The organism is Kitasatospora sp. MAA19 (genome assembly GCF_029894125.1).
Taxonomy (GTDB): domain Bacteria; phylum Actinomycetota; class Actinomycetes; order Streptomycetales; family Streptomycetaceae; genus Kitasatospora.
The window spans coordinates 1-25,625 of sequence record NZ_JARXYZ010000020.1 but is presented as its reverse complement, the minus strand read 5'-3'; the positions used below and the strand labels follow the sequence as shown (position 1 = coordinate 25,625).

Sequence of the window (25,625 nt, the reverse complement as noted above, 5' to 3'; positions counted from 1 at the left end):
GTTAAGACGGCAGGAGGGCCCGACCGTGGCGGACGGGCCCTCGTGGGGTGGTGCGGTGGGCTCAGGCGGTGAAGCGGGGGTCGCGGGCTTCGATGGCCTGGACGAAGGCGGTCCATTCGGCGTGGTCGAAGGCGAGGTGGGGGCGGTTCGGGTTCTTGTCGTCGCCGAGCCAGACGTCGCCGTTGTCGAAGCGGGCGATGATCACGCAGTCGCCGTTGCCTTCTGCAGAGAAGGGGGACTTGGCCCAGGCGGCGTCGGCAGGGTTGTGATCGTAGGGGTCGTGCCTGTTGCTCACGTCAACTCTTCCAACTTGCGTTCAAGGGCGGCGATGGTGTCTTCCGGAGACAGCGAGCACCGCTTGACTCGGGCAAACGCCCTTTCGGCTCGGCGCACTTCGCGTCCCGCTCTACGCGGGAGCATACCGCCGACGGCTTCGACGAAGACGAAGCCGTCGTCCGGGTCGTCCGGGAAGCGCATCACGGTGACGCCTGACGCGAGGATCCCGGGCCTTCCCGCGCTCAGCGGCACCATGCGCAGCGAGACATTTGGGTACCCGGCTACCTTGATGGCGTGATTGATCTGGCCGATCAACACGTCCGGATCTCCTGCTACGAGCAGCGCAACCTCGCCGAAGTACGCCTCGTACGTGAGAGTTGGTTCGTCCGCCAGGCGTCGTTGGCGGAGTATCCGAACCTCGGCTCCGGCATCGATCAACTCCTCGTTCGGAGCGTCAACTCCCGCGCCGATCATCTCCTTGGCGTAGTCCATCGTCTGGACCAAGCCGGGGAAGGCCGAGGGGAAGTAGTTCAGCATGTGTGAAGCGTCGGCTTCGAGGGCGAGGTACTCGGCGAAGGCTGGCGTGATGGTTTCGGAGTAGTCAAGGTCGCGCCACCACTGTTTCGGAGGTCCGGAGCCGAGGAACGCTTCGAGATCTTCCCGCTCCTGACCAGTGACCCCGGCGTGGTCAAGCAACGTGGCCAGGTCGGCCGCGCTGATCGGCTGTAGGGCTCGCTCGATTCTGCTGAGCCGACCGGCACTCCACCCCTTCAGGCCGGCGGTCATGTCGGTCAGCGTTCTGTTGTTCTCCAGCCGCCAGGTGCGCAGTTCGTCACCAAGGCGGATCTGCCTGATGGCCGATAGGTCCTTGCTCAAGTGGCGCCCCTCCCTGCGGTGTGTGGGGTCCAGTCTCGCCAGTTCGTAGGCCTGGGCTCAAGTCCAAATCATGATCAATTAATTTCTCTGGCATTGAGGTTGCGTTTTCGAATTACGAGGATCCACACTCAACGTGACCGCACGAACACGCCACTGAAGGTGTGGGGTGACTCATGTCCACCTTGCGTAACCCGGTCCTCCGAACCTGGGAGACCGCCCTCACCGAGCACGCGACCTCGGTCTGCACCGCCCGCCGTCTGATCCGCGATCAGCTCACCTCCTGGGGCTGGGCCGGAGAGCCGGTCGACGACCTCGTCCTCATCGCCTCCGAGCTCGTGACCAACGCCGTCGTCCACGCCTGCCACGGCCACGGCGAAGTCCGCCTCTACCTCCAGGAGTTCGACGGCGACTGCCGCCTCGAAGTCTGGGACCCCCGCGGCGACCTCCCGCTTCGCGAGCCGCGTCCGCGCCGCTTCAACGAAGGCGGCCGGGGCATCCAACTCGCCCGCCGGATCGCCTTCGACTTCGGGGTGATCACGCGGCGCGACGAGGGCAAACGCGTCTGGGCGCGCGTCCTTCGTGCTGCGAACAGCAACGTTCCCTCGCCCGAAAGTTGAGCACCATCAAGCTCGCCACCACGGCTGCGATCACCGCCGCCAGCCTCGCCCTCGCCTGCTTCGCCTCGGACCTCGTCCCACCGCGCGAGCCGGCCACCGCCGATGTCGTCTGGTGGACCACCCTGGCCGCCGCCCTGATGACCGGCATCAACCGTCACAACGACGTCGACGACGACGATTGACCCGAGGAGTTCGACCCGTGACCACCATGCACCCCGCCGCCATCGTCTTCCGTGACCCTGAGGCCCTCCGTGCCCGCTGCGACATCGGCGGCGTCCGCAGACTCCACGACGTGCCCGGCTACGAGAACGGCGCCGTCGTCCCCGCCGGCGACTGGTCCCCGCTCCCCGGGGACCACCCCGAGCGCTTCGCGCCGGGTGTCTTCACCAAGGACAGCGGCCTGGTCGAGTTCTTCCGCCTCCCCGAGACCGTCACCGACGTCCACGCCCTCGCCGCGCTGGTCGGCTTCCTCGCTGACCCGATGCTCGTCGCCCTCGGCGAGACCGACGACCCGCCCGGCGAACCGGTCACCCACCGGCTGCCGGAGAGCGGCCTGCGGCCCGGCCTGCACGTCGACGACCACCAGAACCTGCCCTACCCGGACCGCGACAGCGCCCGTCGGCGGCTCTGCGTCAACCTCGGCCCCGGCAGTCGCCACCTCCTGCTCGCGGACACCGACATCAAGTCCATCTGCCGTACCGTCCATGACCGTTACGAGACCCACCACCCCCACACCGGCGACCTGCGAATGTTCCTCGCCCTGCGCAGACCGCTCAAGCTGCTGCGCGTCCGCATCGACCCGGGGGAGGGCTGGCTCGCCCCGACCGCCGTGTTGCCGTACGACGAGTCCACGGACGGCCAGGAGCTGCCGTCGCTCACCGCCTCCTGGCTCGTCCACTGGGAGCGCGACCTCTTCGCCCCGCTCATCTGACCGCGCCCCGGTCACTCTCCGTACAGGCCACCCCGGAGGGGGCGGGCGTACCCGGCGCCGTTGCGCAACTTGGAGCGTGACCAGTTCAGAGGGCGCGTACGGGCCGTTGCGCGCCCCGGTTCGCGCCGCGCCAGTCCGCCTCCGCCGACCGCTCCCACCGACGGCCCCCGCCGACCGCTCCCGCCGACGGCCTCCGCCAGCGCAACGCAGTGGATCAGTCACGCAAAGCCCCGGACGCCGCGCGGCGGTTCCCGTGCGAACGTGCGGGTCGGCGCGGGGCGGCGCAGGCTGGAAGGGGTTTGATGGCCCGGCCGGGCCGGGCTGGGCCGCCGGTTCGGGAAGTGAGGCTTCCGATGAGCAGGCTGGAAGAACAGATCGAGATCGACGCCCCTGCTGAGCAGGTCTGGGCACAGCTGCACCGGATCGACGAGTATCCACAGTTCGTCGACGGTGTGCGCAGCGCTTTCGCCGAGGGCGACAGCCGGGCGCACTTCGACGTGGGTGCCGGGGGTGAACCACGCGGCTTCGACACCGAGCTCACCGACCGGGGCGGTGAGCAGGTGCTGGCGTGGCAGACGCTCGGCGGCAGCCCGGAGCTGAAGGGCGCCTTCGCCGTGCTGGAGCTGGACGACGGGCACTGCGCGCTGCAGGCGCGGCTGGAGTACGACGGGGCCGAGCTGCGGGAGGCGTTCGGCGGGCCGAAGGGGTTCGCCCAGGTGCGGGCCGTCGAGCAGGCGGTGCGAACGGATCTGGAGCAGTTCAAGGAGATGGTGGAGAACAGGTAGGGCGGCACAAGCGGGAGGGCGGAGTGAAAGGCGGCGCGGCCGGCTTTCACTCCGCGGCTTTCACTCCGCGGCGCGGCGGCTATCGGGCCTCGTGGCTGGGCAGGCTCGGTCGGACACCGACCGAAGGGGGCCGCACATGGCCGCAGTGCACGAATCCGTACTCGACGCGATCGGCGGGACGCCCCTGTTCCGCCTCGCCCGGCTCGGCGCCGGGTTGCCCGCGCCGATCTACGCCAAGGCCGAGTTCCTCAACATCGGCGGCAGCGTCAAGGACCGCGCCGCGCTGTCCATGGTGCTGGCCGCCGAGCGGGACGGTCTGCTGCGGCCGGGCGGGACGATCGTCGAGGCGACCTCCGGCAACACCGGCATCGGGTTGGCCATCGTCGGGCGGCAGCGCGGCTACCGGGTGATCGCCGGGGTGTCCGACAAGTCCGCGCCCGAGAAGTCGGACATCCTGCGGGCGTACGGCGCGGAGGTGGTGCTCGCCCCGACGGCCGTGCCGGCCGAGGACCCGGCGCACCTGTTCAACGTCGTGCGGCGGCTGGTGGAGGAGATCCCCGGCGCCTGGCTCGCCAACCAGTACGACAACCCGGCCAATCCGGACGCCCATGTGCGCACCACCGGCCCCGAGATCTGGGAGCAGACCGGCGGCCGGGTGACCCACTTCGTCGCGGGCGTCGGCACCGGCGGGACCATCACCGGCAACGGCGGCTACCTCAGGCAGGTGTCCGGCGGCTCCGTGACCGTGGTCGGCGCGGACCCGGAGTCCTCGATGTACGGGGGCGGGGACGGCAGTCCGTGGTTCGTCGATAGCATCGGGCACTTCCTCCACCCCGACACCGTCGAGGACCGCTGGCCACAGGCCTACCGGTCGGACGCGGTGGACGCCTTCGAGCGCATCCCGGACCGCGAGTCGCTGCTGACGGCCCGCCGGCTCGCCCGCGAGGAGGGCATCCTGGCCGGGCCCTCCTCGGGCACGGCGGTGGCGGCGGCGCTGCGGGTGGCGCGGCGCCTCGGGCCGGACGACCTGGTCGTGGTGCTGCTGCCGGACTCGGGGCGGTCCTACCTCTCCAAGGTGCACAGTGACGACTGGATGCGGCAGTGGGGCTTCCTGGAGGAGGCGGACGACCTCCGGCCGCTGATTCGCCCGCTGCTCGACGGGGCCGGCCCGCTGGTCGTGGTCGACGCCGGTGCGACGGTCGGCGAGGCGCTGGAGGCGCTGCGCGCCGCGCCCGGCGGGGTGGCGCCGGTGGTGCTGGCGCGGGCGGCGAGGCCGTACGGGGTGAGCGCGACGGAGGTGGTCGGCTCGGTGTCGCGGGCGGTGCTGGCGGCGGCGCTCTCGGGCGGCGGTGCCAAGCCGGGTGATCCGCTGGGTGATCCGCTGGGCGCGCTGATCGGGCCGGTGCTGCCGGCGGTGGGCGTCGGGCAGTCGCCGGCCGAGGCGCGGGCGGTGCTGGGGGAGGCGCACGAGGCTGCGGTGGTGCTGGTCGACGGGCGGGCGGTGGCGGTGCTGCCGCGGGCGGCGTTCGGGGGGTGAGTGCGCGGGTGGGAATGCGGGCGAGCAGGGGGTGAGCAGCGGATGAGCGGGCGCGGTTCGAGGGCCGCGCCCGCTGGCGGGGCGTTCGCTGGCAGGGCGTTTGCTGGCTGGGTGTTCGCTAGCGGGGCGTCGGCGGGGTCAGGATGGCGGTGATCACCCGGTCCAGTGCACGGTCGAAGGCGGTGTCCGGATCGCCGGGCGGTCCGGACGTCGCGAACGCCTGTGCCAGGTTCGGGTATTCGCCGCTCATGGCGGCCCGGGTGAGGTAACCGACCAGCTCCGCCTGCCACTTGGCGCCCGCAGCCGCCGACTGCTCGTACTGGGCGTACTGGCAGATGAAGCCGTTGAACAGGGCCATGGCCTCCATCCGGGCTCCGCCGTCCAGGCCGGTGGGTGCGGTGACGGCGAGGAAGTGGTCGGTGTAGCGCAACGCGTTGGGTCCGATGCCCGGGCGGGAGATGACCAGGGCGGGCAGCCAGGGGTGGCGGCGGCAGAGGCCGAGCTGCTGGTGGCCGAGGCGGGCGAGGTCGGCACGGCAGTCGCCGGTGGGGGCGAGGGCGGCGTAGTCGTACTCGGCGACGGCCGCGTCGAGCATGAGGTCGAGCAGGTGCTCCTTCTTCGGCACGTAGTTGTAGAGCGACATGGTGCCCGCCCCGAGGGCGGCCGCGACCCGGCGCATGGAGGCGGCGTCCAGGCCCTCCGCGTCGGCGATCTCGACGGCCGCGGCCGCGATGGACGTCCGGCTGTGGGCCGGCTTCGGCCCGCGGCCGGTGCGCTCGGGGCGCAGCCAGATCAGTTCGGGCGCCTCGGGGGCGGCCGGGCGCTGGCTGCTGCTGGGGGGCTTGCTGGACGGCACTGAAGATCACCTCGGCCTCCCATCTTAGATACGTACGGCGTACGTAGTACGATGCGCTTGCGCGCGCTTCTACGTACGCTGTACCTAGAGAAGGGGCAGAGCCATGTCCGACACCGCCCGACCCGCCATCGAGATGACGGGCGTGGAGAAACGATTCGGGTCCACCGAGGCGCTCCGCGGCCTCGACCTCGCCGTCCCCGCCGGCACCGTGTGCGGGCTGCTCGGCCCCAACGGCGCCGGCAAGACCACCGCCGTCCGTGTCCTCGCCACCCTGGTCGCCCCCGACCGGGGCACCGCCCGGGTCGCCGGCCACGACGTCGTCCGCGCCGCCGAGGACGTCCGCCGGGCCATCGGCCTCGCCGGGCAGCACGCCGCCGTCGACGAGGGCATCACCGGGCGCGACAACCTCCACCTGCTCGGGCGGCTGCACCACCTCGGCGCCCGCCGCGCCCGGGCCCGCGCCGACGAACTGCTCGAACGCTTCGACCTGACCGGGGCCGGCGACCGGCTCGTCCGCACCTACTCCGGCGGCATGCGCCGGCGCCTCGACCTCATCGCCAGCCTGGTCACCAGCCCGCCGGTGCTCTTCCTGGACGAGCCCACCACCGGGCTCGACCCGCGCAGCCGTCAGGAGATCTGGGACACCGTCAAGGAGTTGGCCGACGGTGGCACCACCGTGCTGCTCACCACCCAGTACCTGGAGGAGGCCGACCGGCTCGCCGACGACATCGTGGTCGTCGACCACGGCGCCGCCATCGCCACCGGCCCACCGGCCCGCCTCAAGGCCGCGATCGGCAGCCAGCTGTCCGTCACCCTCGCCGATCCGGAGCAGCTCGCCTCCGCCGCCGCGGTGCTGTCCGCGCTCTCCGGCGGGGATGCGAAGGTGGACGTGGCCGAACGGACCGTGACGGTGCTGGCCCAGCCCGGCGTGGCAGTCCTGCTGCCCTCGCTGGTAAGGGAGTTGGACACCGTCGGGATCACCGCCGAGGACGCCGCCGTGCGGGCTCCCTCGCTGGACGACGTGTTCCTCGCACTCACCCGCGAATCCGCCGACACCCTGAGGAGCGCCGCCTGATGGCCGCCGTGTACGCACCCGCGCCGATGCCGTCCCGCCCCGCCCGGATGGTCGTCGACACCTGGACGTCGATGCTCCGCATCCTCCTCAACTACCGCCATTCGCCGGGCCTGTTGGCCGCCTCGCTGGGCGTTCCGGTGATCATGGTGGTGGTCTTCGGGTACGTCTTCGGCAGCGCGATGCGGATCCCGGGCGGCGGCGACTACCGCGAGTTCCTGATGCCCGGCCTGTTCGCCATGGTCGCCACCAACGGCATCATGCCCACCATGGTCGGCGCCGCCCGCGACGTCGGACGCGGTGTCACCGACCGGCTGCGTTCCATGCCCGTCTCCCGCACCGGTCTGCTGCTCGGGCAGACCCTCGCCGACCTGCTGGTCAGCGTCCTCGTGCTGGCCCTGCTGGCCCTCGTCGGGCTCGCCGCCGGCTGGCGAGCCCGGGGCGGCGCCACCGACGCGGCGGGCGCGTTCGCACTGCTGCTGCTCTTCCGCTTCGTGATGACCTGGGTCGGCACCTGCCTCGGCCTGGCGGTCGGCAAGGAGGAGGCCGCCGGCCAACTCTCCGTCGCCGTCTTCCCGGTGGCGATGGTCACCAACGCCTACGTGCCCACCGGCGGCATGCCCGGCTGGCTGCGGGTCGTCGCCGACTGGAACCCGATCAGCTCCGTCGTCCAGGCCTGCCGCGAACTCTTCGGCAACCCCTCCGCGGCGGGCGACGCCTGGCCCATGCGGCACGCCGTCCTGGCCGGTCTGCTCTGGAGCGCCCTGCTGCTCGCGCTCTGTGTGCCGCTCGCCGTACGGAAGTTCGCCACGCACGGGCGCTGAGCGGGCCGGAATCGGCGATCCCGTCCGACGCGGTTCGGCTGGCGGAATGTGCTGGACATCGGCGCCGGTGCGGCCGAAGGTGGGCGCCATGGAGTTCACCCACCTCGGCCGCACCGGCCTGACCGTCTCCCGACTCTGCCTGGGCACCATGAACTTCGGCCCCCACACCGAGGAGTCCGAGGCCCACCGCATCATGGACACCGCCCACGAGCGGGGCATCAACTTCTTCGACACCGCCAACGCCTACGGCCGCGACAGCGAGGGCAACCTCAAGGGCCGCACCGAGGAGATCATCGGCCGCTGGTTCGCCCAGGGCGGCGGCCGCCGCGAACGCACCGTCCTCGCCACCAAGGTCTACGGGGCGATGGGCGACTGGCCCAACGAGGGCAAGCTCTCCGCGCTCGCCATCCGCCGGGCCGTCGAGGCCAGCCTGCGGCGCCTGAACACCGACCACATCGACCTCTACCAGATGCACCACATCGACCGGGACACGCCCTGGGAGGAGATCTGGCAGGCGATGGAGGTCCTGGTCGCCCAGGGCAAGGTCATCTACGTCGGCTCCAGCAACTTCGCCGGCTGGCACATCGCCCAGGCCCAGGAGGCCGCCCGCTCCCGCCACTTCCTCGGCCTGGTGAGCGAACAGTCCCTCTACAACCTCCTCGACCGCACCATCGAACTCGAGGTCATCCCCGCGCTCCAGCACTACGGCCTCGGCCTGCTGCCCTGGTCCCCGCTGCGCAGCGGCCTCCTCGGCGGCATCCTCCGCAAGGAACGCGAAGGCACCCGCGTCCGCGGCGCCCTGCCCCTGGTCGACGGCCTTCTCTCCGTCCACCGCGACCGCATCCAGGCCTACGAGGACCTCGCCGCCGACCTCGGCACCGACCCCGCCGACCTCGGCCTCGCCTGGCTCCTCACCCGCCCCGCCGTCACCGCCCCCATCATCGGCCCCCGCACCCTCGCCCACCTCGACGCCGCCGTCGCCGCCCTCGACCTGAAGCTCGACCAGAAGACCCTCGACCGCCTCGACGAACTCTTCCCCGGCCACCAGCCGGCCCCGGAGGACTACGCCTGGTAACCGCACCCCCGGCCGGGCGCCGGGAGGCCACCGCCCCCGACGCCCGGCCCACCCGCTCAGACCAGCGCCCGGGCCCGCTGATCCCAACTCTCGACCCGCACCATCGCGGCGGTGACCAGGTCGAGCGCGGCCATGATGTCCCTGGCCGGGGCCCGCAGGTCACGACTCACGTTGGTGAGCCACTCCATCATCATCCGGAAGAGCCGAAGCGTCTCCAGACCCTCGCGCGAGGCCTGGGACATGTCGATGAGCTGGTGCAGGAAACCGTGGGTCTCCTGGCCGTCCCCGGTCTGCGGCAGGTGCTGGAACATGTCCAGCGAGGCGTGCACGGTCGCGTCGATGTTCGACATGCGCGTGGTGAACTCCGCCGCGCACAACTTGAGTTCGGCCGCTGGGCGGCTGAGGGCGGCGCCGAAGCGCCTGGCCGTCGCGAGCGCGGCGGACGGTGGCGCACCGTTCGCCGAGGCGCGCTTCATGTCCGGTCCGAACTCCTCGGCCAGGGTGCCGATGGTGTTGACCAGGCCGGTCATGGTTTCGATGCCCTCCGTCATCAGGTCCATCTCGGCCTCGACCGTGGCGAAGAGGTCGATCAGACCGGGCGCGTCCGCCTCGTCCGGTCGCGGCTTCGCCGACACCTCGACCTCGGTCCCGTCCGGAGAGACTTCGACCCCGTCCGGAGAACGGAGACCGAGCAGGATCCTCGCTGGGGTGAGCGGGGCGAACCCCTCCCGGATCCCCCGTTCCAGCGCCTCCTGCAACTCGTTGCGGGCGTTCACCAGTCCACTGCGGGAGCGCTTGAACAGGATCGTCCGGATGGGCGAGATGTCGAACGGCAGCCGTCCGTGCTCGCCGATGTGGATGGTGAGACGGCCGGTCGTGTGCCGGAGGCCGAGTTCGTACATCACGTTGGCGTTTCCGCCGGTCACATCGGCGATGACGATGTCGGACTGCAGCACGTGGCGGCAGATCTGCTCGGTGATCTCCCCGGCCTGCTGGATCTGGTCCGCGCGCACCGCCTGGACGCGGAAGGCGGCACAGGCCGGGCCGATGACTTCCTCGAAGGTCTCGAGGGACGTCTCGTACGCCTGCCGGGCCGGGCTGCCGACCTCGGCGTGGCGGTCCCCGATCGGGCCGATCACGAAGCAGGTCAGCAACTCCTCGGGCACCTCCGGCTGGAGCGGCTCCGGTCGAGGCGGCTCCGGTTGGGCGGTCGCGGTCATGGCGATCATGCGAGGTCCTTCCATTCGAGACCGGGCAGGGGCGGGGCGCTGACCCAGGGGTCCAGGTCGGATGCGTAGACGGGGAGGTCCTCGATGCCCAGGGCGCTGAGCAGGCCGACGGTGGGCACCCGGTAGCGGTATCCGGTGCGGACCACCGGGCAGGGGAACGCGTCGCGGTGGATGAGTCGGTAAGCGGTGGCCTGGCAGATGCCGAACGCCCGGGCTGCGGTGCGCAGGTCGACGACCAGCGGGAGGTCGAACAACTCGGGAAAGGTCATCGGGCCACCGGCACGGGCGGTCACCGGCCGACCCCCGCCGAGCGGAGGGAGAGCGACCCGAGCCGCGGGCCGCGGTGCGGCCGGTGGGCGCGGTGGACCACCTCGCGCAGGCCGAGGTGGTCAGCGAGTTCACTGAGTCGGGCGCCCTCCACGGTCGAGCGGGAGGTGAGGCGCAACGGCGCGGCCAGGCCGTCCACGCGGTCCGGCGGGGTGATCGTGAGCTCCCAGAAGTCCTCGGCCGACTCGGCGGTGCGGGCGTCGGCCACGGCGACGATGTCTTCCACCGGCTGTCCTCCGGAGGCCGACCGGCGGGCGAACTCCCACCCCCGGCGGCCGGCCGTCCGGAGTAGATCCATTCCGACGTCGGGGTCGTCCGCCGACACCTCGGCCAGCCGCTCGACGATCGCGAGCGTGACCTCGGACTCGACGTCCCGCCGGTCCGCGCCCAGGCGGGCCGATGCCTGACGGGCGATCCGGCCGAGGTGCGGCAGGGCGAGCCAGACGACGGCCTCGACCCACCCGGTGACCTCGGTCGAGCCGATGGCCGCCGCCAGCGCGTCGTGCTGGGCCAGCGCGACGGCCCCGCGCCAGACCTCGTTGCGCAGCGCCTCGTCCACCGGCTGCTCGTACAGCGCCGCCCGGGCTTGAGGCAGGTCGAGGTGGACGGTCTCGCCGCCCACCTCGACCGGGAGGGCACCCGGTCGCAGGTGGGCGGCGCTGGTCACCCGCGCGTGGATGACGTCGAGCACGCTGTTGTACGGGATCAGAGCCATGAGTCGGTTCCTCCAGTCGAACGGTGCGGGTCGATGCGGTCGAGAAGGGGATTGATCTTCGAGCTCAGGCGGCCGAACGCGGTGAAGAGCCCCCTGAGCGCGCTGGGACGGCGGGACGGGACACAGCCGGGTGTGGCGAGGAGGTTTCCGGAGGGGGTCGGGACGTAGAGCCAGGCCCTCCGGGCGAACGCCTTTCCGGGGACGGTCGCCAGGACGCTCTGGAACCGGTCCGGGTGCAGGCCGGTGTGCTGCGAGGCGACCACGTCCTCGTACACCCGGTCGGAGATGATCGCCACCAGGTGCGTCGTCTCGGAACTGGCCCTGGCCAGCACGGCCTTGATCTCCCGGGAGTCGAGCAACCGGTGCAACTCGTTCCTCGCCGGTCCGTTGCCCTCGCCGGGGGCGCTTTCAGGGGTGACGTGGCCGGAGTGGATGCCGGCCCGCATCCGGAGCCGAATGTGACCCGAATCGGCGTTGTGCTTGCCGAGTTCCTCGTCGAGGCGGTCGAGGAAAGGGTGGACGACGAAGCCCAGCAGGGCGGGATCGAAGCCGAACGCGACCCCGTCGCCGGAGTTGGCAAGGAAGCGCTTCGCGGTCCGGATGCCGTCGAGGCCGGCTGCGGTGAGGGCGGCGTCGATGACGGGCTCAAGGTAGGCGCTGACCGACGCGTGGACCGCGCCGGGCAACTCGGTGAAGCCTTTCAGATCCACACAGAGCAGGCCCGAGAGCGGCGGCAGGGGCTGGCTGGAGGCGCCGGGGAGTGACGGGGGTTCGGGCAAGGCGGTCTCCCGGGAGAGGAGGAGAGGGGGCGGACAGCCTGGTGACGGCCGGGCTGACGACGAAGAGTCTGCGGGTGGGCGGCCAGGATCAGGGGGCCCGCGACCGCTTGAGGATGTGGCCTGCGCCACACCCTGTTCGCGGGCGGCTCGGAGGCGCGGCAGGGTAGCAGCCGGCGCCGGCCGGGTCCCGGCGCATTCGTCAACTGGCTTTACCCCAAGCCCGGTTGGCGATCGCTCCTCTACTCTCCCGGCATGACCTTGTGTAACAACTCCGCGCCGGAGCCGTTGTTCGGCCCGAGCAGGACGTTTCGGGAGCGCGTCGGTGAACCCGCATGGGAACGCTTCCTCGGCGGTCTCGCGATCATCGAGCGACCGGTGGGCTGGCCCCTGATGCATCAGGGGGAGACGGGCGACTACGTGGTGGTCGTCGTCAGGGGCGTGGTGGGGGTCAGGCAGGCCGGCGACGGGTCGAGCATCCTGTTGAGGCTGCTCGCCTTCCGGCGCGGCGGCGACCTCGTCGGGGATCTCGCGGTGCTCGGCCCCGGTGTGCGGACGGCCACCGTGCGGGCGTGCACGGCGTGCGAGGTGGCGATCGTGCCGGGGGAGAGGTTCCGGAGCCCGGCGTTCCAGCGCGAATGGGGGCTGGCGGTCTCGTCGTACATCGCCGGCCGGGAGCGGGAGGCTCAGATGCTGTCGCGGGCCGGTGATGACCTGGCGCGGCTCGCGTGTGTGCTGGTACCGCTGCTCGGCAACGACGGGACGGCGCAGTGGAGCGACGACGGCGTCTACCTGAAGGTCTGCCGGCAGGACCTGGCCGCTTGCCTGGGTATCGGCGCCAGGCGGCTGCGGCAGGTTCTGGCGATGCCTCCGTTCGGAGCGACTCCGGGGGGCCGCCGGGGGTGGCTGCTGGTCAAGGACCCTAGGCGGCTTCGGGTCGCCGCGGCCCGCCACGGCGGGCCGGCGTGAGCGGTTGACGGAGTCACGCCGCGACGATCAAGGCGGCGCAGGTCTCGAAGATGTGGTGCCAGGCCTGGTCTGTTGACTGCACCAAGTTGGTGATCCGCTGGTGTTCCGGCTGGTGGGTGCCGAGGATCTCGGCATGTCCTCGTTTCATGGAATGTCCTCCGTACATCGGGATCTGATGGATGGCTGCGGTCGGTTGCCGTCGGTCGGTGCGGTGGTGAAGGGGGCGAGACCTTCGCTGCCGTGGTTCCTGGTCGATGCGGCCGGTCGGGAGATCGAGCCGGTGAGCCGGTACCTGCGGGATCTTGCGCTCGGCGACGCGAGCGCGCTGACGGGCCGCAGCTACGGGTACGACCTGCTGCGCTGGTTCCGGGTGCTGTGGGCGGTGGATGTCGGCTGGGAACAGGCGACCGAGGCGGAGACGACCGCGATGGTCGGCTGGCTGCGTACGGCGCCGAATCCGCAGCGGCGCCGCTCGCGGCCGGACTCGATGCCCGCGGGCGTGGTCAATCCGAAGACGGGCAAGACCACGTTGCGCGACGGGTACGCGCCCAGGACGATCGCCCACGCGTTGACCGTGGTGCACGGCTTCTACGCCTTCCACCAGCACTACGGCCGCGGGCCACTGATCAACCCGGTGCCGGAGAGCCGGGACCGCAGAGCCCGACTGGCCCACCGCTCCCCGCTGGAAGCACCGGTGCCCACCCGGCGGGGCCGCCTGCGGCCGAAGGTGCCCGACCGCCAGCCCCGGGCCATCCCAGACCGGCTGTGGGACGAGCTCTTCGCGCAGATGGGGTGTGACCGGGACCGCGCCCTGCTACGTCAGCTCCGGCGCCCGCGCCAGCGAACTGCTCGGGGTGCGCCTGGAAGACGTCGACTGGTCGGCCGGACGCTTGTGGGTGATCACCAAGGGCACCGGTCAGCGGGACCCGGTGCCGGCGTCCCCGCAGGCGTTCGCCTACACCAAGGTCATCCAGCCCGCGCCGCCGCCCGAGCCGGAGAACCCGCCCCGTCCGGCCGGTGACCTCTCCCGGGCTTCGCTGGCCAAGGTGGCTGACGCGGCCGTGGCGGCCTGGGACGACGAGGGCCTTGAGCGGCGCCGACTGCGCTGCCTCAGCACGGTGACGATTCTTGAACACCTCCAGCGTTTCCCCGGCACTACCTGGCAGCAGCGATGGGTGGCGGCCGGACTGGACGAGTACGGCACGAATCCCGGCGACCTGGGCGGCGAGGACAAGAAGCTGCGCAAGCTGTTCATCTCGGGCACCCGCCAGTTGTTCTGCCTGCGGGTGATCCGTCCGAGCCTGGACTCCTTCCGCGGGCACACCTACCCGAACTACGCCCTCGACTTCCGCCTGGTGGCCAAGGACCCGCAGCTGGACAAGTTCCACGCCGCGGTCGAAGCCTCCGACGCGACCCCGGCGGCCCGGCGCACCGCGCTGTTCGACGTCTCCTGCGCCCTGACGGTGTTCGGGATCTCTCTGGCAGACCTGACGCCCGAAGTGCTGCTGCACTACTCGCTGGAGTCGCGGCGCAAGCAGCTCACCCGCGGGGCCACCAAGCGCGGCCAGGAGTACAACTACGCGGCGATCGCGGCCTGGCACATCCTCTACGAGTCGGGACACTTCCCGCCGTCGGCTCCGCACGTCTTGCGGGCCGCCCTCGTTGGCGGGCAGAAGAGCGTCGAGGAACTCGTCGACCGGCAGCAGCTGCGCAACATCAACGTGCGCAACCTGCTGGTGGACTACCTTCGCCGCCGCGCCGCCGACCTGGACCACTCCTCGCTGCGGCAGCTGGCCCGGGTACTGCCCGGCACGTTCTGGAGCAATGTCGAGAAGGTCAACCCCGACCAAACCGACCTGCGGCTGAGCGAGGAGACCTACCAGCAGTGGAAGGAGACCATCTCCGTCCTGCCGGGCGGGCGGCCCCGGCTCGACATGGACGGCGTGCTGCTCAAGGTCCGCACCTTCTACCTGGACTTGCAGAGCTGGGCGGTCGCCGAACCCGAGCGCTGGGCGGCGTGGTCGGTGCCCTGTCCCATCCGGGATGCCGAACTGCGCTGGTTCAACGTCCGCCGCCGCGAGATCAACGCACGGATGGCCGAACGCACCCGAGTCCGCCAGCCTCTGCTGCCCCTGCTGGTTGACCACGTCACCAACCGGTGGATGCGACTGCGCGAGATCCTCACCGCCGCCCAGGCCGTCGAACCCGGTGAGCGGTTCACCGCCGCCGACGCACAGTGGCAGCGCACCGCCAGCGAGTACGACCTCAAGCGGGCAAAGACGGAGAAGTCCTTCCCCGTGCGGGCGGTCAACCGGGACACCGGCGAGCTCGTCGCCGTCACCCGGGACGAGACCGCGGCCTTCTGGGACTGGGCCGTCGTCGAAACGCTCCGGCACGCCGGCCTGCGGATCGAGGAGCTGACCGAACTAACCCACCTGAGCGTCCGCAACTACCAGCGTCCCAACGGCGAGGTCGTCGCGCTCCTGGTCGTCACTCCCTCCAAGACGGACCGCGAGCGGGTAATCCCGATGTCCGCCGAACTGTTCCACGTCATCGATCAGGTCATCCGCCGGCACCGCGGCACCTACGGAACGGTGCCGATCGCGAGCCGGTACGACGTCCACGAGAAGGTGTGGTGCCCGCCCCTGCCCTACCTGTTCCAGACCCAGACCGGCCTGGAACGACAGGCGATGAGCACCAGCACGATCTGGTGCCGCCTGCGCAAGTGCTGGACCGAGCTGGCCAAGACCCACCCTGAATTCGTCGGGACGACGTTCTCCGCCCATGACTTCCGAAGGATCTTCGCCACGGACTTGGTCAACTCCGGGCTGCCCATCCACATCGGTGCCGCGTTGCTCGGCCACCTGAATATCCAGACCACTCGTGGCTACGTCGCGGTCTTCGACGACGGCATCGTGCGCCACTACCAGCAGTTCCTCGACCAGCGTCGCCAGCTGCGGCCGGAGGAGGAGTACCGGGACCCCACATCCGAGGAGTGGTCGGAGTTCCAGGAACACTTCGACAAGCGGAAGGTCGAGCTGGGCTCCTGCGGGCGCCCCTACGGCACACCTTGCGCGCATGAGCACGCCTGCTTATCCGAACTAGCCGAGCATGGCTGTCAGTTGGCGTTCCATCTTGCCTTCGCCACGGAAAGTAGTTGTGAAGAAGTTGGACAGCTGGGCGTCGTTGGGCGTGTCGCGGACTACGACAGGGTGTCACTCTCGGCTGGTTCCTCCCCACCCGCACCAGATTTGCCTGTGAGGACAGGAGCGTGCGAGCCTCTTACGTCATCTTTCTGAAAGGGCTGGTCGTGACACTCGGCATGGTTCTCGGCGACTTCTCCTCTCGCGCTTCGACGCGGGAGCGGTAGCCCTGCCTGCCCTGACACTCGCGCCTGTGCTGTAGCACAGGCCGTTTCTCCTGCTCCTCGTCGAAGTGCTCTTCGTGCCCCTGCACGTTCGATCACGAGGAGTACGTGGTGTCCACGATCCACTGGACCGAAGACCACACTGTCCGATCCGCCCGATGGCATTCCGAGAGCGCCACACCGCTTCCCGGACGGGTCGTCGTCGCGGATGACCGCATGAAAGCCGATACCGCCTACCGTCTTGCCTGCGAAGGTACGGCGTTGCTGTGGCGGGGCGACTTCCACAACGCACGGCAGCTACTACGCGCGATGAGCCGCCGTATCGACCGGAAACCTCCCCGCTCGGGGGACAGCCCGGCTGAGTCCTTCCATCTGCACCGCCGGGCCCGCAGCCACCGGGCCCGCGTGCTGAGCAGGCTCCTTGTGCTGCTGGAGGACGACTATTACCTGGCTCTGCGCAGAGCTCCCGATGTGCGTAAGGCGTGCGTCAAGGCGTACGGCTCACCGCACGAAGCTGTGGTGGTCTCCTTCACAGAGCTGCTGGGCGTAATCGGCGCCCAGCAGTGGCGCGAGAAGGGCGTGGTCGTGCCAGCCATCAACACCCGCATCCACCCGCACTACGGCGTGTTCTCCCCGATCAGGGGCGAGTACGTCGATCTGGTCGCACAGACACCACTGCCCGCCTCGGTGAACCACGGTGGCGGTCGTCGTACCGCCTTCGACCTCGGCACGGGGACAGGCGTACTCGCTGTCGTCCTCGCCCGCCGGGGGCTCGACCACATTGTGGCCACCGACATCAACCCGCGCGCACTGTCCTGTGCCCGCGAAAACGTCCACCGAATGAAGTTCACCGAACGCATCGATGTCATGGGTCCTGAGTTGTTCCCCGAAGGCCGCGCCCACCTCATCGTCTGTAACCCGCCTTGGATTCCCTCCCGGCCGACCTCTGCTGTCGAGCAAGGCGTCTACGACCCGAACAGTGCCATGCTTCACGGCTTCCTGAACGGACTGGCTTCCCACCTCGAACCAGGTGGTGAAGGATGGCTCATCCTCTCGGACCTCGCCGAACACCTCGGACTCAGGACGCGTCGCGAATTGCTGACCTTCATCGAAGCAGCGGGCCTGCACGTGGTGGACAAGATCGACACCAGGCCGCAGCATCCGCGAGCTTCGGACAGCACTGATCCCCTCCATGCTGCCCGCGCTGCGGAGGTCACATCGCTGTGGCGCCTGGCCAGCAGTTGACTACGGCTCACGTAGGCGGTGGCCAGGAGCCAGCAGACTGGTCGCCTCGGCGATCGCCTCCGGGTTGGGCTGAAGTAGCGGCGGACGTTCTCTGGCCTCCCTGTGCCGGGACGTGGTGCCGTCAGCAGTCGGAACTGAGCCTGCCGGCGGTGGTACGGAAGTCGGGCATGCCAAGGTGGACGGTGGACGGTTGTGCTGCACGTTCGCGCATGGCCTCCAGCTTCTGCGCTGCGGCGGCCATGGTGGTCTCGATGGCGGCGACCTCGCCAAGCCAGCCCTGGTCCCGGGCCTCCTGGAGGCGGTCGACGAGGTTGGCGTGGATCTCCTGGAGACGTGGCATCTGGGCCGGGTCCACGAGCAGTAGGGGACATCTGACACAGGCGTTTTCATGCTGGCACGGGGTCGCGTAGTCACGGCCGCAGGTCCCCAGGGCGACCTTGCGGAGTTCGAAGTGGGCCAGGAACTCGTCCCACTCGGCGGCGGTGAGCTCGCGGTACTCCTCACTGGGCCGCTCGGTTCTGCGGCGCGCGATGAAGGCCCGGTGATGGGAGATCACGTCCTCCGGGTAGATCGCTATCGGTAAGTCCGGCTATTGGGACTTGCGGAATGCCTTCTGGCGGGAGAGTCCAGCAGCGTAGGTAGCTCGTTTGTGCCGACTTCAGCGTGTTACAGAGGCTCTGCGTCGGCGGCCGGCCGTTGACCAACCGCCCACGGTGGGTCTATCGGCGGGTTTCGATGATCATCGGCCATCGGGCACGGCTTCGCCACCTGAGCTCGACATGCGGGTGGCTCTCCCCCCTGATTACCGCCGTGCTCTCCTCCGGAGCGGCACACCAGGTTCAGCATGCATCGGATGTGGCGCGGTGCCACTGAGGCCGTCCTCATCAGGCGCCACTCCCGCCACTCTGGTTCCGTTCTCGTGGCAAGCGGGTCCCGGCTGCGCGTATTCGCATACCACGCAAGCGAGTTGTCACTACCATGGAAAGTCCTCACACCTTCGGGGCCGGTGATCGCAGGGGGAACGATGGCGCAGCGGATGATGCCCAGGGGTCATGGATGGTGGCGCGCCGGCGTACTGGTGTCTGCGGCGGTGGCGTTGGTGGGTTGCGGCTCCTCCGGACGGCCGGTTGCACCGATACGGCCCGCGCCCGCGTCGGGGGTGCCAGACACGCTGCCGGACACACCGACGCCCACACCGGATCCGACGCCGACCACACCGACGGCCGTGATCTACGGGTGCGACGGGCAGCCGGTCACTCAACCCGACGCCTTCCTTCTGTTCTGCGGTGACGCCGGACAGACTCTCAAGGGGATGACCTGGTCGGATTGGGGCGAGCCGACGGCCACCGGGACCGGGCAGCTGTGGAGCAAGAGCTGCGTCCCCGACTGCGCGACCGGCAACGTCATGCCCTTCCAGGCCACGGTGACCGTCAGCAACCTGAACAACGGTGGTTACAGGTCCCTGCACGTGGACGCGCCCGACTCCTCCACACCCACTGAGGACTTCACGATCGACCCCAGCGGGCCTCTGGTGGTGCAGAACGGCTGAGCGCCGGCTACGTCACACAGGGCTGACGGTAAGGGAGTTGGGGTACGTACTGGCTCCAACGATCGCGGGTGAGGGCTCCGGTGCTGGTGCTGCAGAGCCGTCGGATCGCCGCGTTCACGTCCAGGTCGACCAGGCGCACGGTGGCGTCCGGGCTGGCGATCGCCAGGGTGTGGCGGTCCGGGCTGAACGCCACCGAGTTCACGACGCCGACCGGCCCGGTCAGCGGCTGACCGAGGCGGGCCGGAGTCCGCACGTCGCTGACGTTCCACAATCCGACGGTCCCGTCGCCGCCGCCTGCTGCCAGGGTCCGCCCGTCCGGACTGAACGCCACCGAACTCACCCCACCCGAGAACCCCCGCAGCGGCTCACCGAGCGGGCTCGGAGCCTGGGTATCCGTCGTGCTCCACAGCCGGACCGTCCCATCACCACCACCGGCCGCCAACATCCGCCCGTCCGAGCTGAACGCCACCGAACTCACTCCGCTGACAAAGCCCTGCAGCGTCGCCCGTGGCACGGGTTTGCGGGGATCGGTGATGTCGGAGAGCCAGATCGCCCCGCCGCCCGCGCCCGCGCTGCCGAGCGCCAGCGTGTGCCCGTCCGGGCTGAAGGACATGGCGGAGACCGGGCTGTTGCCGCCTGACTCGGGCATGCCGAGGGGCACGGGTTTGTGTGCATCCGTCACGTCCCACAGGCGGGCCATGGTGATGCCGTTGGAGGTCGCCAGCAGACGCCCGCCCCGGCTGAACGCCACCGGGCCGCCGCCAGGAAGGAGGGTCGGTGGCAGGCTCCACAGGGTGGCGGTGCCGCCGCGGTCGCCCGCCGCCAGGGTGTGCCCGTCCGGGCTGAACGCCAGCGATATGGCGGCATGCTCCGACCCACTCGGCAACTGGCCGAGCGTGCTGGGGGAGTAGGGATTGGTGATGTTCCAGAGGCTGGTGACCCCGTTGGCGTTCGCCACAGCGAGCACCCTCCCGTCGGGGCTGATCGCCACCGAGAGGACGTCGCTGGTGAGACCGGCCAGCGGCCGGCCCCCGAGGATGGATTGGGGCATCCGTGGGGACTCGAGGTCCCAGAACCCCAGGGTGTCGTGTTCCCCGCCGGTGACCAGGAAACCGCGGTCCGGGCTGATCGCCACCGACGTGCCCGCGCCGTAGAACTCCGACAGATGCTGTGCGGGGTGCGATGTGTCGCCCATGTCCCACACCTCGACCTCGCCGGACTCGTCGGTGATCAGCTGCTTGCCGTCCAGGCTGAACAGTGCGGAGGAGATCGCACCGCTCGGCCGGATCTCGGGGCTGCTGAGCTGCTTCGGATGCCCGGGGTCGGTGACGTTCCAGAAGTTCACGAGGCCCGACCCCCCGCCGCCGATGCCGCCCGCCCCGGCAAGGGTGTGCCCGTCCGGGCTGAACAGTACGGTGGTGACGTCCCCGGCCACGGTCAGCGGCGGGCCGAGCCGGGTCGGGTGCTGCGGATCGGCCATACCCCAGAGGGTCACCATGCCGCCTGTGTGTCCGGACCCGCCGAGGTTGCCGGCGGCGAGGACGCTTCCGTCGGGGCTGAACGCCACCGAGACCACCGGGGTGGCCGCCGGCGGCTGCGCGTAGCCCAGCAGCACGGCGTGGTGCGGGTCGCTCACGTCCCAGAGCCGGATCCCGTTGTCCGCGCTGGCGGTGGCGAGGAGTTGCCCGTGCGGGCTGGACACGACCGACGAGATGGCGGCGCCCGGGGAGACCGCCAGCTCGGTGGCGATCGGGGTGTTCTCCAGGTTCAGCAGCCGGGAGGCAGTGTCCTGGCTCGGGGCCCGATCGTGGGCGACCAGGGCGAGTTGGGCGGCGAGCGGCGGATCCGTGCCGACCAGTTGCAGCGCTTCCGCGGAGATCTGGTTGTTGATGGCCGTGGTGGCGGAGGACTGGGCCGCGGCGCTCTGCCAGAAGCCGAACGCCGCGGCAACGGAGGCAACCAGCGCCAGAGCCGTGACGGCGGCGATCCACCGGTGGCGCCGGCGTCGCTCCCGGTGCTCCTGCCGACTGGCGGCGCGCAGGAAACCGTCGGCGGTGGCGCTCAGGTCGCCCGGATGACCGGAAGCCCAACTGCGAGCCGATTCCAGGGGGTTGCCCCGGTAGAGCTGGGCGCTGTCGCGGCCGGCGCGATGCCAGGCGGCGGCTGCTTCCTCCACCTCCTGGCGGATCAGGTTCCCGGTGCGGTCCTGCTCGATCCAGCCCTTGAGCCGCGGCCAGGCGCCGATCAACGCCTCATGGGCGATGGTCACCGTCAACTCATCCTTGACGAGCAGCCGATGCCGTATGAATCCGTTAACCACCGTCTCGGCAGGCCCGTCTTCGGGCAGGTCGCGGACGAGGTCCTGGTGGGCAACGTGCCGACGGGCATCGTCGGAGTCCCGGCCGACGGCGACCAGCCGGAGGAACAGGATGCGCGCGACCTCCTGGCCCTCAGCGGTGAGGGAAGCAAAGAGCTCCTCCGCTGTCCTCGCGATGGCACCTCTGATACCGCCGGTGAGCCGGTAGCCGTTAACGGTCAGGACACCGTTCTGGCGCTCTTGCCAGGTCAGCCGCAGCGTGTGGGCGAGCATCGGCAGCCCGGCCGTCCACGAGCCGGCCGTCCCATCGCCCGGTGCCTGGTCCCCGGAGGCGCCGAGATCTCGGAGCATGCGCTCGACCAAGTCGTCCTGGATCTGCAGCCCGACAGCCTGCGCCGGACGGCGGATCGCCTCCTCGATCTCGGCCTCAGTCATCGGGTCCAGCAGGACCGGGTCGGCCCGCAGTGCCATCCGCAGCCGTTCGTATGCCGCGCACTGCGCATAGAAGTCAGCGCGCACACCAAGCACCACAAGCGCATTCCGGGTCGATGGCCGGGCAAGGAGGTCGAGCACCTCGATGAACCAGCGCCGCTCCGCCTCGTCGGTGCACAGCGTGAAGACCTCCTCGAACTGGTCGACCACCAGCACGAGCCCGGCCGCACCAGGGCCACGCATAATCTCCTCGGCGCACCGTTCGGGGTCCGACCACCGGTCCCGCACCTCGCCCTCGTCCCCTAGTGCCGTCGCCAGCGCTGCGGCCGGGGCGGCGGTCGGGGTCAGCAGCACTTGCCGCCAGTGCGCCGCTCCCGGTAACCCCCCGTCGGCGATGTCGGGCAGCACTCCGGCCGCGAGCAGCGACGACTTGCCCGCGCCCGACGGCCCGAGCACCACCAGCGGGCCACCCTGCCGAACCCGCGCGTCCAACCGCTCGCGCACCAGGGCGACGGCCTGCGCCCGGCCGTAGAACCACTCGGCGTACGACGCGGTGAACGGTTCCAGACCGGGGTACGGGCACCGGTCATCGGCACCGCGCTCTCCCAGTCGGCGGGACCCCGGGCCCTGGACGATAGTGATGTCCCCGCCGGCGACGAAGGTGTCACCATCACCGCTGACGCGAACATCCAGCCGCGCGGGCGGTGTGTACTCCATGCGTCGGGGTACAAGGGCGTCGGGTTGCCTGAGGTAGGAGGCTCCGGGCGCCGGGGCATCCGGGTACACGCCCTCCGCACCTTCGGATTCCGGAGCGTCCAGTTGCCCGCCGTCTGCACCACCGGGTGCGTGGGCATCCGGCTGCCCGGTCACCGCGACTCGCTCCGCGGGGCCCGGGGCTCGCGGTTGACGGTCAGATCCCGTCCTGCCACATACGCGTCTCCCCCGCCGGTCACGTGCGAGGTGATCGTGATCGAGCCGGCCGCAGGCATCGTCCCGTTCGCCTCGGGCCCGGCGAGCGCACCTTCGAGAAGCGCCCGCAGCTCATCGGCGAGATCCGGATGGGCGAGCAGTAGCCTGGACAGCCGCGCCTGCCACTCGACTACCAGAACCTGCCGCAACTGCTCAGCCGTACCCTCCTCTTGGGCGGTGAGCAGGTCCGTCCGCGCCTGAGCGAGATCCTCCTCGGCGCGTTCCGGATGCGAGCGCCGCCACAGCCCCAGCACGACGGACTTCACCGCAGCCCAGCCGTCGCTGGCGATCACGTTGATCAGCTGACTGGCGCCGTTCGACGCCAGCGTCGTCAGTTCCGAACCCAGATCCATTGCTTCACCAAGCCCATCGTGTCGGGGCGCCCGGTTGCCTGATTGATCGTCATCTGCATTCCCAGCAAAGGCAGTCAACTTCTATGTACCGCGAGGGAACGCCGCTTTCGTACGATGCTACCCACCGGGGACCTTCGGTGAGCCGCACCGACTACTTCAGGTCCCGATGCCCGGCGGATCATGCCGACAGTCACGGGCTTCGCACTGAACGACCCAGGCTCGGTACAGCTCGGATGCCGGTCCGACACCGGCCCCGTGATAGGCCATGCCAGACGGTGTGTGGTCGAGATCCCGGCTGTGGGCCTGGTCAGGATCCACAGCGAGCCACGCCATGTGATCGAGTTCGCCGTTCCCCGGGGTTCATCGGGTACGTCCGGCTATTGGGACGTATGGACCGTCTTCCGGCGGGAGAGCTCGGCAGCGTAGGCGGCGCGCGTGGGTGCCGTCTCCTTTGCCCACTTCTCGGCTGCGGAGATGTGTAGTCCGAGCAGGCGGCTGAGCACCACGGCGGGGAGTTCGGCGGAGAGCTCCATCAGCGTGGTGTTGCGGGCGGGCCGGGCCCGGATGCCCAGCGCGGTGAGCTTGCACATGAGTTGACGGCTGCTGATCGGCTGTCCGCCGGCCGTCCCAGGGAAGAGCCAATGGTGATCACCGGACCACCTGGCCCGAGCACGGGCAGCGGACTCCGACCGGCGGCGGACCCGTGTCCTCAAGGTCCTCGACAAGCTGGCCGCGGACGGCGAGGAGATCACCGTCTCCTCCGTTGCCCGCGCCGCCGGCGTCCACCGCAGTCTGATCCATCGGCACGGTGACCTGCACGCGGCCGTTCTCGCCCGAGCGGGCGAGCCGCCTCCCAGCGCGACGGCCGGAACGCAGGTCAGCCGCCGGTCGCTGCTGGCCGACATCGCGAACCTCACGGCCCGCAACGGCCGTCTGTCCGCGCACATCACCCGGCTCGAACGACGTCTGTCTGAAGCGCTTGGACAGGCTGCTTGGGAAGCCTCCGGGCTCGGTGCCCCCGCCGACGTCGAAACGCTCACCCGCCGCATCGGCGAGCTGGAGCAGCGGATCCTCGACCTCCGCTCCGAACTCGCCGAGCGCGACGAGGACCTCGCCGCCGCACGCGCCGCGAACCGGGACTTGATGGCGCAGCTGAACCGCTGACGGGGCAGTTCCGGAATACGCCAGAGACCTGCCTTCTGCCAGCAGCAGAACACCGGCCCGACCGGGCCCGGCGATCACTACAGTCCAGGCTCATGACGACGGTTACAACTCGCACGGTCGAATACGCGGCTGACGGCCTGACGATGATCGGGCACCTCGCGCTCCCGGCCGGTGTCGACCGCCGGCCCGCGGTCCTGGTCGGGCCTGAGGGGATGGGGCTCAGCGACGTCGAGCGCCGCCGGGCCGATGTACTCGCTGAGCTGGGATACGTGGCGCTGGCCTTCGACCTCCACGGCGGGCGCTATTTGGGCGACCCTGAGGAGATGCTTGCCCGTTGCATGCCGCTGCTCGCCGACCCCGACCGGATGCGGGGCATCGGCCACGCGGCGCTCGACGTGTTGCGCGCCGAACCGCGGACCGACCCCGACCGGATCGCCGCCGTCGGCTACGGCACCGGGGGCGCGATCGCGCTGGAACTCGGGCGCGACGGCGTCGACCTGCGGGCGATCGGGACAGTCAACGCACTGACCACGGGCCGACCGGGCGAGGCGGCGCGCATTCGCTGCCCGGTGTGGGCCGGTGTCGGGTCGGAAGACCCCATCATGCCGCCCGCGCAACGGGACGCGTTCACCGCTGAGATGCAGGCCGCGGGCGTCGACTGGCGCCTCGTGGTCTACGGCGGCGCCTTGCACGCCTTCCACCACCCACCGGTCGACCACACCGTGGTCCCCGGCGTCGGCTACCACCCACGGCACGCGCAGCGAGCGTGGCGTGACGTCGTCGACCTGCTCGCCGAGTGCCTGCCCATCACGGAGTGATCTGGTCGACAACCGCGATTCCGGACCGCAAACCAAGCCGGTCGACCGTCACCACGCACCAAGCTCGGCCACCCACCACCGGTGCTTACCGGTCGCCACGGCAGGTTTCTGGCGCATTCCGGTCATGTCCCCTGCCTCAAGTCGTCGCCATCACCCCCAACACGCCAGGGCGGCGGCGTTAATCGCCAAATGCACAGTGTTGTCAGCAACGATGACCAGGGCGTTCGCCAGGCCGGACGGCACGGCCACGGGCGAGCCCTGGTTCTTCTGCACGTCCGCCCAAGCGACCCGACGCGAGGCAGGGGCCAGCAGGTTCCGCGCCCAGACCAGGTACTTCGCGGCCCGATAGCGGTCCAGGACAACGTGCGTCGCCACGATCACCGCAAGTGCGAGCGGGGACTGCGTGATCAGCAGGAACGGCAGCCCATACGTGGTGCCATGCACGATCGGGGGGACTATCACGATCTAGGTGTACGGCACCCGGTTGGCCTAGCTGTTGATCTTCCTGGTGGGCGTAGGCCGGATGGTCTACGCCCGTCCGGCTGA

Annotated in this window: 28 protein-coding genes; 13 read left to right on the top strand and 15 right to left on the bottom strand. The window is 70.3% G+C overall.

The genetic code is table 11. From position 1 onward, the window contains the following. Positions 1-61: 61 nt before the first annotated feature. Together P3T27_RS26540 and P3T27_RS26535 are read right to left on the bottom strand one after the other, a co-directional pair. Complete coding sequence (locus P3T27_RS26540) at positions 62-295, bottom strand: DUF397 domain-containing protein (RefSeq protein WP_280682793.1); 234 nt, start codon at positions 293-295, stop codon at positions 62-64. Next, positions 292-1,152: a helix-turn-helix transcriptional regulator gene (locus tag P3T27_RS26535; protein ID WP_280682791.1), complete on the bottom strand. Its 861-nt coding sequence runs from the start codon at positions 1,150-1,152 to the stop codon at positions 292-294. Before P3T27_RS26535 ends, P3T27_RS26540 begins: the two co-directional genes overlap by 4 nt. A gap of 173 nt (positions 1,153-1,325) precedes the next feature. Between P3T27_RS26535 and P3T27_RS26530 the strand changes: the two genes are divergently transcribed. From P3T27_RS26530 to P3T27_RS26510, 5 genes are all read left to right on the top strand, one after another. Further along, positions 1,326-1,769, top strand: a complete 444-nt coding sequence (locus P3T27_RS26530) for an ATP-binding protein (RefSeq protein WP_280682789.1) — start codon at positions 1,326-1,328, stop codon at positions 1,767-1,769. Continuing rightward, positions 1,766-1,951 carry a hypothetical protein gene (locus P3T27_RS26525; RefSeq protein WP_280682787.1) on the top strand — a complete coding sequence of 62 codons (186 nt, stop codon included), beginning with the start codon at positions 1,766-1,768 and terminating at the stop codon, positions 1,949-1,951. Before P3T27_RS26530 ends, P3T27_RS26525 begins: the two co-directional genes overlap by 4 nt. 17 nt (positions 1,952-1,968) lie before the next feature. Beyond that, entirely contained in the window at positions 1,969-2,700 is a 732-nt protein-coding gene (locus P3T27_RS26520) for a hypothetical protein (RefSeq protein WP_280682785.1), read from the top strand. Positions 2,701-3,053: 353 nt separating this feature from the next. Further along, the gene (locus P3T27_RS26515) at positions 3,054-3,485 is read left to right on the top strand and encodes an SRPBCC family protein (RefSeq protein WP_280682783.1); all 432 of its coding nucleotides are present in this window, start codon (positions 3,054-3,056) and stop codon (positions 3,483-3,485) included. Positions 3,486-3,621: 136 nt separating this feature from the next. Next, positions 3,622-5,022, top strand: a complete 1,401-nt coding sequence (locus tag P3T27_RS26510) for a pyridoxal-phosphate dependent enzyme (protein ID WP_280682782.1) — start codon at positions 3,622-3,624, stop codon at positions 5,020-5,022. Positions 5,023-5,140: 118 nt separating this feature from the next. Here P3T27_RS26510 and P3T27_RS26505 read toward each other — a convergent pair whose 3' ends face one another. Next, positions 5,141-5,878 carry a TetR/AcrR family transcriptional regulator C-terminal domain-containing protein gene (locus tag P3T27_RS26505; protein WP_280682780.1) on the bottom strand — a complete coding sequence of 246 codons (738 nt, stop codon included), beginning with the start codon at positions 5,876-5,878 and terminating at the stop codon, positions 5,141-5,143. Between the two features lie 103 nt (positions 5,879-5,981). Here P3T27_RS26505 and P3T27_RS26500 point away from each other — a divergent pair, with 103 nt between their 5' ends. From P3T27_RS26500 to P3T27_RS26490, 3 genes are all read left to right on the top strand, one after another. After that, positions 5,982-6,953 (top strand): ATP-binding cassette domain-containing protein, encoded by a 972-nt coding sequence (locus tag P3T27_RS26500; RefSeq protein ID WP_280682778.1) that lies wholly within the window; start codon positions 5,982-5,984, stop codon positions 6,951-6,953. Next, a complete protein-coding gene (locus P3T27_RS26495) occupies positions 6,953-7,774 on the top strand; it encodes an ABC transporter permease (RefSeq protein WP_280682776.1) in 822 nt (273 codons plus the stop codon). The genes P3T27_RS26500 and P3T27_RS26495 overlap by 1 nt, the downstream gene beginning before the upstream one ends. An 88-nt stretch (positions 7,775-7,862) precedes the next feature. After that, positions 7,863-8,849 carry an aldo/keto reductase gene (locus P3T27_RS26490; RefSeq protein ID WP_280682774.1) on the top strand — a complete coding sequence of 329 codons (987 nt, stop codon included), beginning with the start codon at positions 7,863-7,865 and terminating at the stop codon, positions 8,847-8,849. Between the two features lie 56 nt (positions 8,850-8,905). Here the strand turns inward: P3T27_RS26490 and P3T27_RS26485 are convergent, their stop codons facing one another. The 4 genes from P3T27_RS26485 to P3T27_RS26470 are packed head-to-tail and all read right to left on the bottom strand — an operon-like array spanning position 8,906 to position 11,899. Continuing rightward, a complete protein-coding gene (locus P3T27_RS26485) occupies positions 8,906-10,078 on the bottom strand; it encodes a hypothetical protein (RefSeq protein ID WP_280682772.1) in 1,173 nt (390 codons plus the stop codon). Then, positions 10,075-10,347: a DNA-binding protein gene (locus P3T27_RS26480; protein ID WP_280682770.1), complete on the bottom strand. Its 273-nt coding sequence runs from the start codon at positions 10,345-10,347 to the stop codon at positions 10,075-10,077. The genes P3T27_RS26485 and P3T27_RS26480 overlap by 4 nt, the downstream gene beginning before the upstream one ends. Positions 10,348-10,367: 20 nt before the next feature. Next, complete coding sequence (locus P3T27_RS26475; RefSeq protein WP_280682768.1) at positions 10,368-11,120, bottom strand: hypothetical protein; 753 nt, start codon at positions 11,118-11,120, stop codon at positions 10,368-10,370. Beyond that, a complete protein-coding gene (locus tag P3T27_RS26470; RefSeq protein ID WP_280682766.1) occupies positions 11,111-11,899 on the bottom strand; it encodes a hypothetical protein in 789 nt (262 codons plus the stop codon). The genes P3T27_RS26475 and P3T27_RS26470 overlap by 10 nt, the downstream gene beginning before the upstream one ends. 252 nt (positions 11,900-12,151) lie before the next feature. Here P3T27_RS26470 and P3T27_RS26465 point away from each other — a divergent pair, with 252 nt between their 5' ends. Beyond that, the gene (locus P3T27_RS26465) at positions 12,152-12,865 is read left to right on the top strand and encodes a cyclic nucleotide-binding domain-containing protein (RefSeq protein WP_280682763.1); all 714 of its coding nucleotides are present in this window, start codon (positions 12,152-12,154) and stop codon (positions 12,863-12,865) included. Between the two features lie 13 nt (positions 12,866-12,878). Here P3T27_RS26465 and P3T27_RS26460 read toward each other — a convergent pair whose 3' ends face one another. Further along, entirely contained in the window at positions 12,879-13,013 is a 135-nt protein-coding gene (locus P3T27_RS26460; RefSeq protein ID WP_280682757.1) for a hypothetical protein, read from the bottom strand. A 191-nt stretch (positions 13,014-13,204) separates the two neighbouring features. After that, complete coding sequence (locus P3T27_RS26455) at positions 13,205-13,372, bottom strand: hypothetical protein (protein WP_280682755.1); 168 nt, start codon at positions 13,370-13,372, stop codon at positions 13,205-13,207. A gap of 287 nt (positions 13,373-13,659) precedes the next feature. Here P3T27_RS26455 and P3T27_RS26450 point away from each other — a divergent pair, with 287 nt between their 5' ends. Both P3T27_RS26450 and P3T27_RS26445 read left to right on the top strand, forming a co-directional pair. Further along, positions 13,660-16,164, top strand: a complete 2,505-nt coding sequence (locus tag P3T27_RS26450; protein WP_280682753.1) for a site-specific integrase — start codon at positions 13,660-13,662, stop codon at positions 16,162-16,164. Positions 16,165-16,343: 179 nt separating this feature from the next. Next, on the top strand, positions 16,344-17,477 hold the full coding sequence (locus P3T27_RS26445; protein WP_280682751.1) for a class I SAM-dependent methyltransferase: 1,134 nt from the start codon (positions 16,344-16,346) through the stop codon (positions 17,475-17,477). 121 nt (positions 17,478-17,598) lie between these two features. Here the strand turns inward: P3T27_RS26445 and P3T27_RS26440 are convergent, their stop codons facing one another. Continuing rightward, entirely contained in the window at positions 17,599-18,033 is a 435-nt protein-coding gene (locus tag P3T27_RS26440; RefSeq protein WP_280682749.1) for an integrase, read from the bottom strand. Between the two features lie 756 nt (positions 18,034-18,789). Between P3T27_RS26440 and P3T27_RS26435 the strand changes: the two genes are divergently transcribed. Then, positions 18,790-19,026, top strand: coding sequence for a hypothetical protein (locus tag P3T27_RS26435; RefSeq protein WP_280682747.1), 237 nt, complete (start codon positions 18,790-18,792; stop codon positions 19,024-19,026). 7 nt (positions 19,027-19,033) lie between these two features. Here P3T27_RS26435 and P3T27_RS26430 read toward each other — a convergent pair whose 3' ends face one another. The 4 genes from P3T27_RS26430 to P3T27_RS41040 all read right to left on the bottom strand — a co-directional run bounded on the left by P3T27_RS26430 (position 19,034) and on the right by P3T27_RS41040 (position 24,339). Beyond that, positions 19,034-22,492 (bottom strand): hypothetical protein, encoded by a 3,459-nt coding sequence (locus P3T27_RS26430; RefSeq protein WP_280682745.1) that lies wholly within the window; start codon positions 22,490-22,492, stop codon positions 19,034-19,036. Between the two features lie 149 nt (positions 22,493-22,641). Then, a complete protein-coding gene (locus tag P3T27_RS26425; protein WP_280682743.1) occupies positions 22,642-23,097 on the bottom strand; it encodes a hypothetical protein in 456 nt (151 codons plus the stop codon). A 377-nt stretch (positions 23,098-23,474) separates the two neighbouring features. Further along, the gene (locus tag P3T27_RS26420) at positions 23,475-23,687 is read right to left on the bottom strand and encodes a hypothetical protein (protein ID WP_280682741.1); all 213 of its coding nucleotides are present in this window, start codon (positions 23,685-23,687) and stop codon (positions 23,475-23,477) included. Positions 23,688-23,745: 58 nt separating this feature from the next. After that, positions 23,746-24,339 carry a hypothetical protein gene (locus tag P3T27_RS41040; protein ID WP_348534136.1) on the bottom strand — a complete coding sequence of 198 codons (594 nt, stop codon included), beginning with the start codon at positions 24,337-24,339 and terminating at the stop codon, positions 23,746-23,748. A gap of 14 nt (positions 24,340-24,353) precedes the next feature. Here P3T27_RS41040 and P3T27_RS26410 point away from each other — a divergent pair, with 14 nt between their 5' ends. Beyond that, positions 24,354-25,079 (top strand): dienelactone hydrolase family protein, encoded by a 726-nt coding sequence (locus P3T27_RS26410; protein WP_280682739.1) that lies wholly within the window; start codon positions 24,354-24,356, stop codon positions 25,077-25,079. Positions 25,080-25,229: 150 nt separating this feature from the next. Here P3T27_RS26410 and P3T27_RS26405 read toward each other — a convergent pair whose 3' ends face one another. Beyond that, positions 25,230-25,523, bottom strand: coding sequence for a hypothetical protein (locus tag P3T27_RS26405; RefSeq protein WP_280682737.1), 294 nt, complete (start codon positions 25,521-25,523; stop codon positions 25,230-25,232). Positions 25,524-25,625: the final 102 nt, after the last annotated feature.

Excerpts from the sequence above, each read along its gene's own strand:
- P3T27_RS26530 (WP_280682789.1), top strand. The coding sequence starts at position 1,326 with ATGTCCACCTTGCGTAACCCGGTCCTCCGAACCTGGGAGACCGCCCTC.
- P3T27_RS26515 (WP_280682783.1), top strand. The coding sequence starts at position 3,054 with ATGAGCAGGCTGGAAGAACAGATCGAGATCGACGCCCCTGCTGAGCAG.
- P3T27_RS26510 (WP_280682782.1), top strand. The coding sequence starts at position 3,622 with ATGGCCGCAGTGCACGAATCCGTACTCGACGCGATCGGCGGGACGCCC.
- P3T27_RS26500 (WP_280682778.1), top strand. The coding sequence starts at position 5,982 with ATGTCCGACACCGCCCGACCCGCCATCGAGATGACGGGCGTGGAGAAA.
- P3T27_RS26495 (WP_280682776.1), top strand. The coding sequence starts at position 6,953 with ATGGCCGCCGTGTACGCACCCGCGCCGATGCCGTCCCGCCCCGCCCGG.
- P3T27_RS26490 (WP_280682774.1), top strand. The coding sequence starts at position 7,863 with ATGGAGTTCACCCACCTCGGCCGCACCGGCCTGACCGTCTCCCGACTC.
- P3T27_RS26485 (WP_280682772.1), bottom strand. The coding sequence starts at position 10,078 with ATGATCGCCATGACCGCGACCGCCCAACCGGAGCCGCCTCGACCGGAG.
- P3T27_RS26480 (WP_280682770.1), bottom strand. The coding sequence starts at position 10,347 with ATGACCTTTCCCGAGTTGTTCGACCTCCCGCTGGTCGTCGACCTGCGC.
- P3T27_RS26475 (WP_280682768.1), bottom strand. The coding sequence starts at position 11,120 with ATGGCTCTGATCCCGTACAACAGCGTGCTCGACGTCATCCACGCGCGG.
- P3T27_RS26465 (WP_280682763.1), top strand. The coding sequence starts at position 12,152 with ATGACCTTGTGTAACAACTCCGCGCCGGAGCCGTTGTTCGGCCCGAGC.
- P3T27_RS26460 (WP_280682757.1), bottom strand. The coding sequence starts at position 13,013 with ATGAAACGAGGACATGCCGAGATCCTCGGCACCCACCAGCCGGAACAC.
- P3T27_RS26435 (WP_280682747.1), top strand. The coding sequence starts at position 18,790 with ATGACCTGGTCGGATTGGGGCGAGCCGACGGCCACCGGGACCGGGCAG.
- P3T27_RS26430 (WP_280682745.1), bottom strand. The coding sequence starts at position 22,492 with ATGGAGTACACACCGCCCGCGCGGCTGGATGTTCGCGTCAGCGGTGAT.
- P3T27_RS26425 (WP_280682743.1), bottom strand. The coding sequence starts at position 23,097 with ATGGATCTGGGTTCGGAACTGACGACGCTGGCGTCGAACGGCGCCAGT.
- P3T27_RS26420 (WP_280682741.1), bottom strand. The coding sequence starts at position 23,687 with ATGTGCAAGCTCACCGCGCTGGGCATCCGGGCCCGGCCCGCCCGCAAC.
- P3T27_RS26410 (WP_280682739.1), top strand. The coding sequence starts at position 24,354 with ATGACGACGGTTACAACTCGCACGGTCGAATACGCGGCTGACGGCCTG.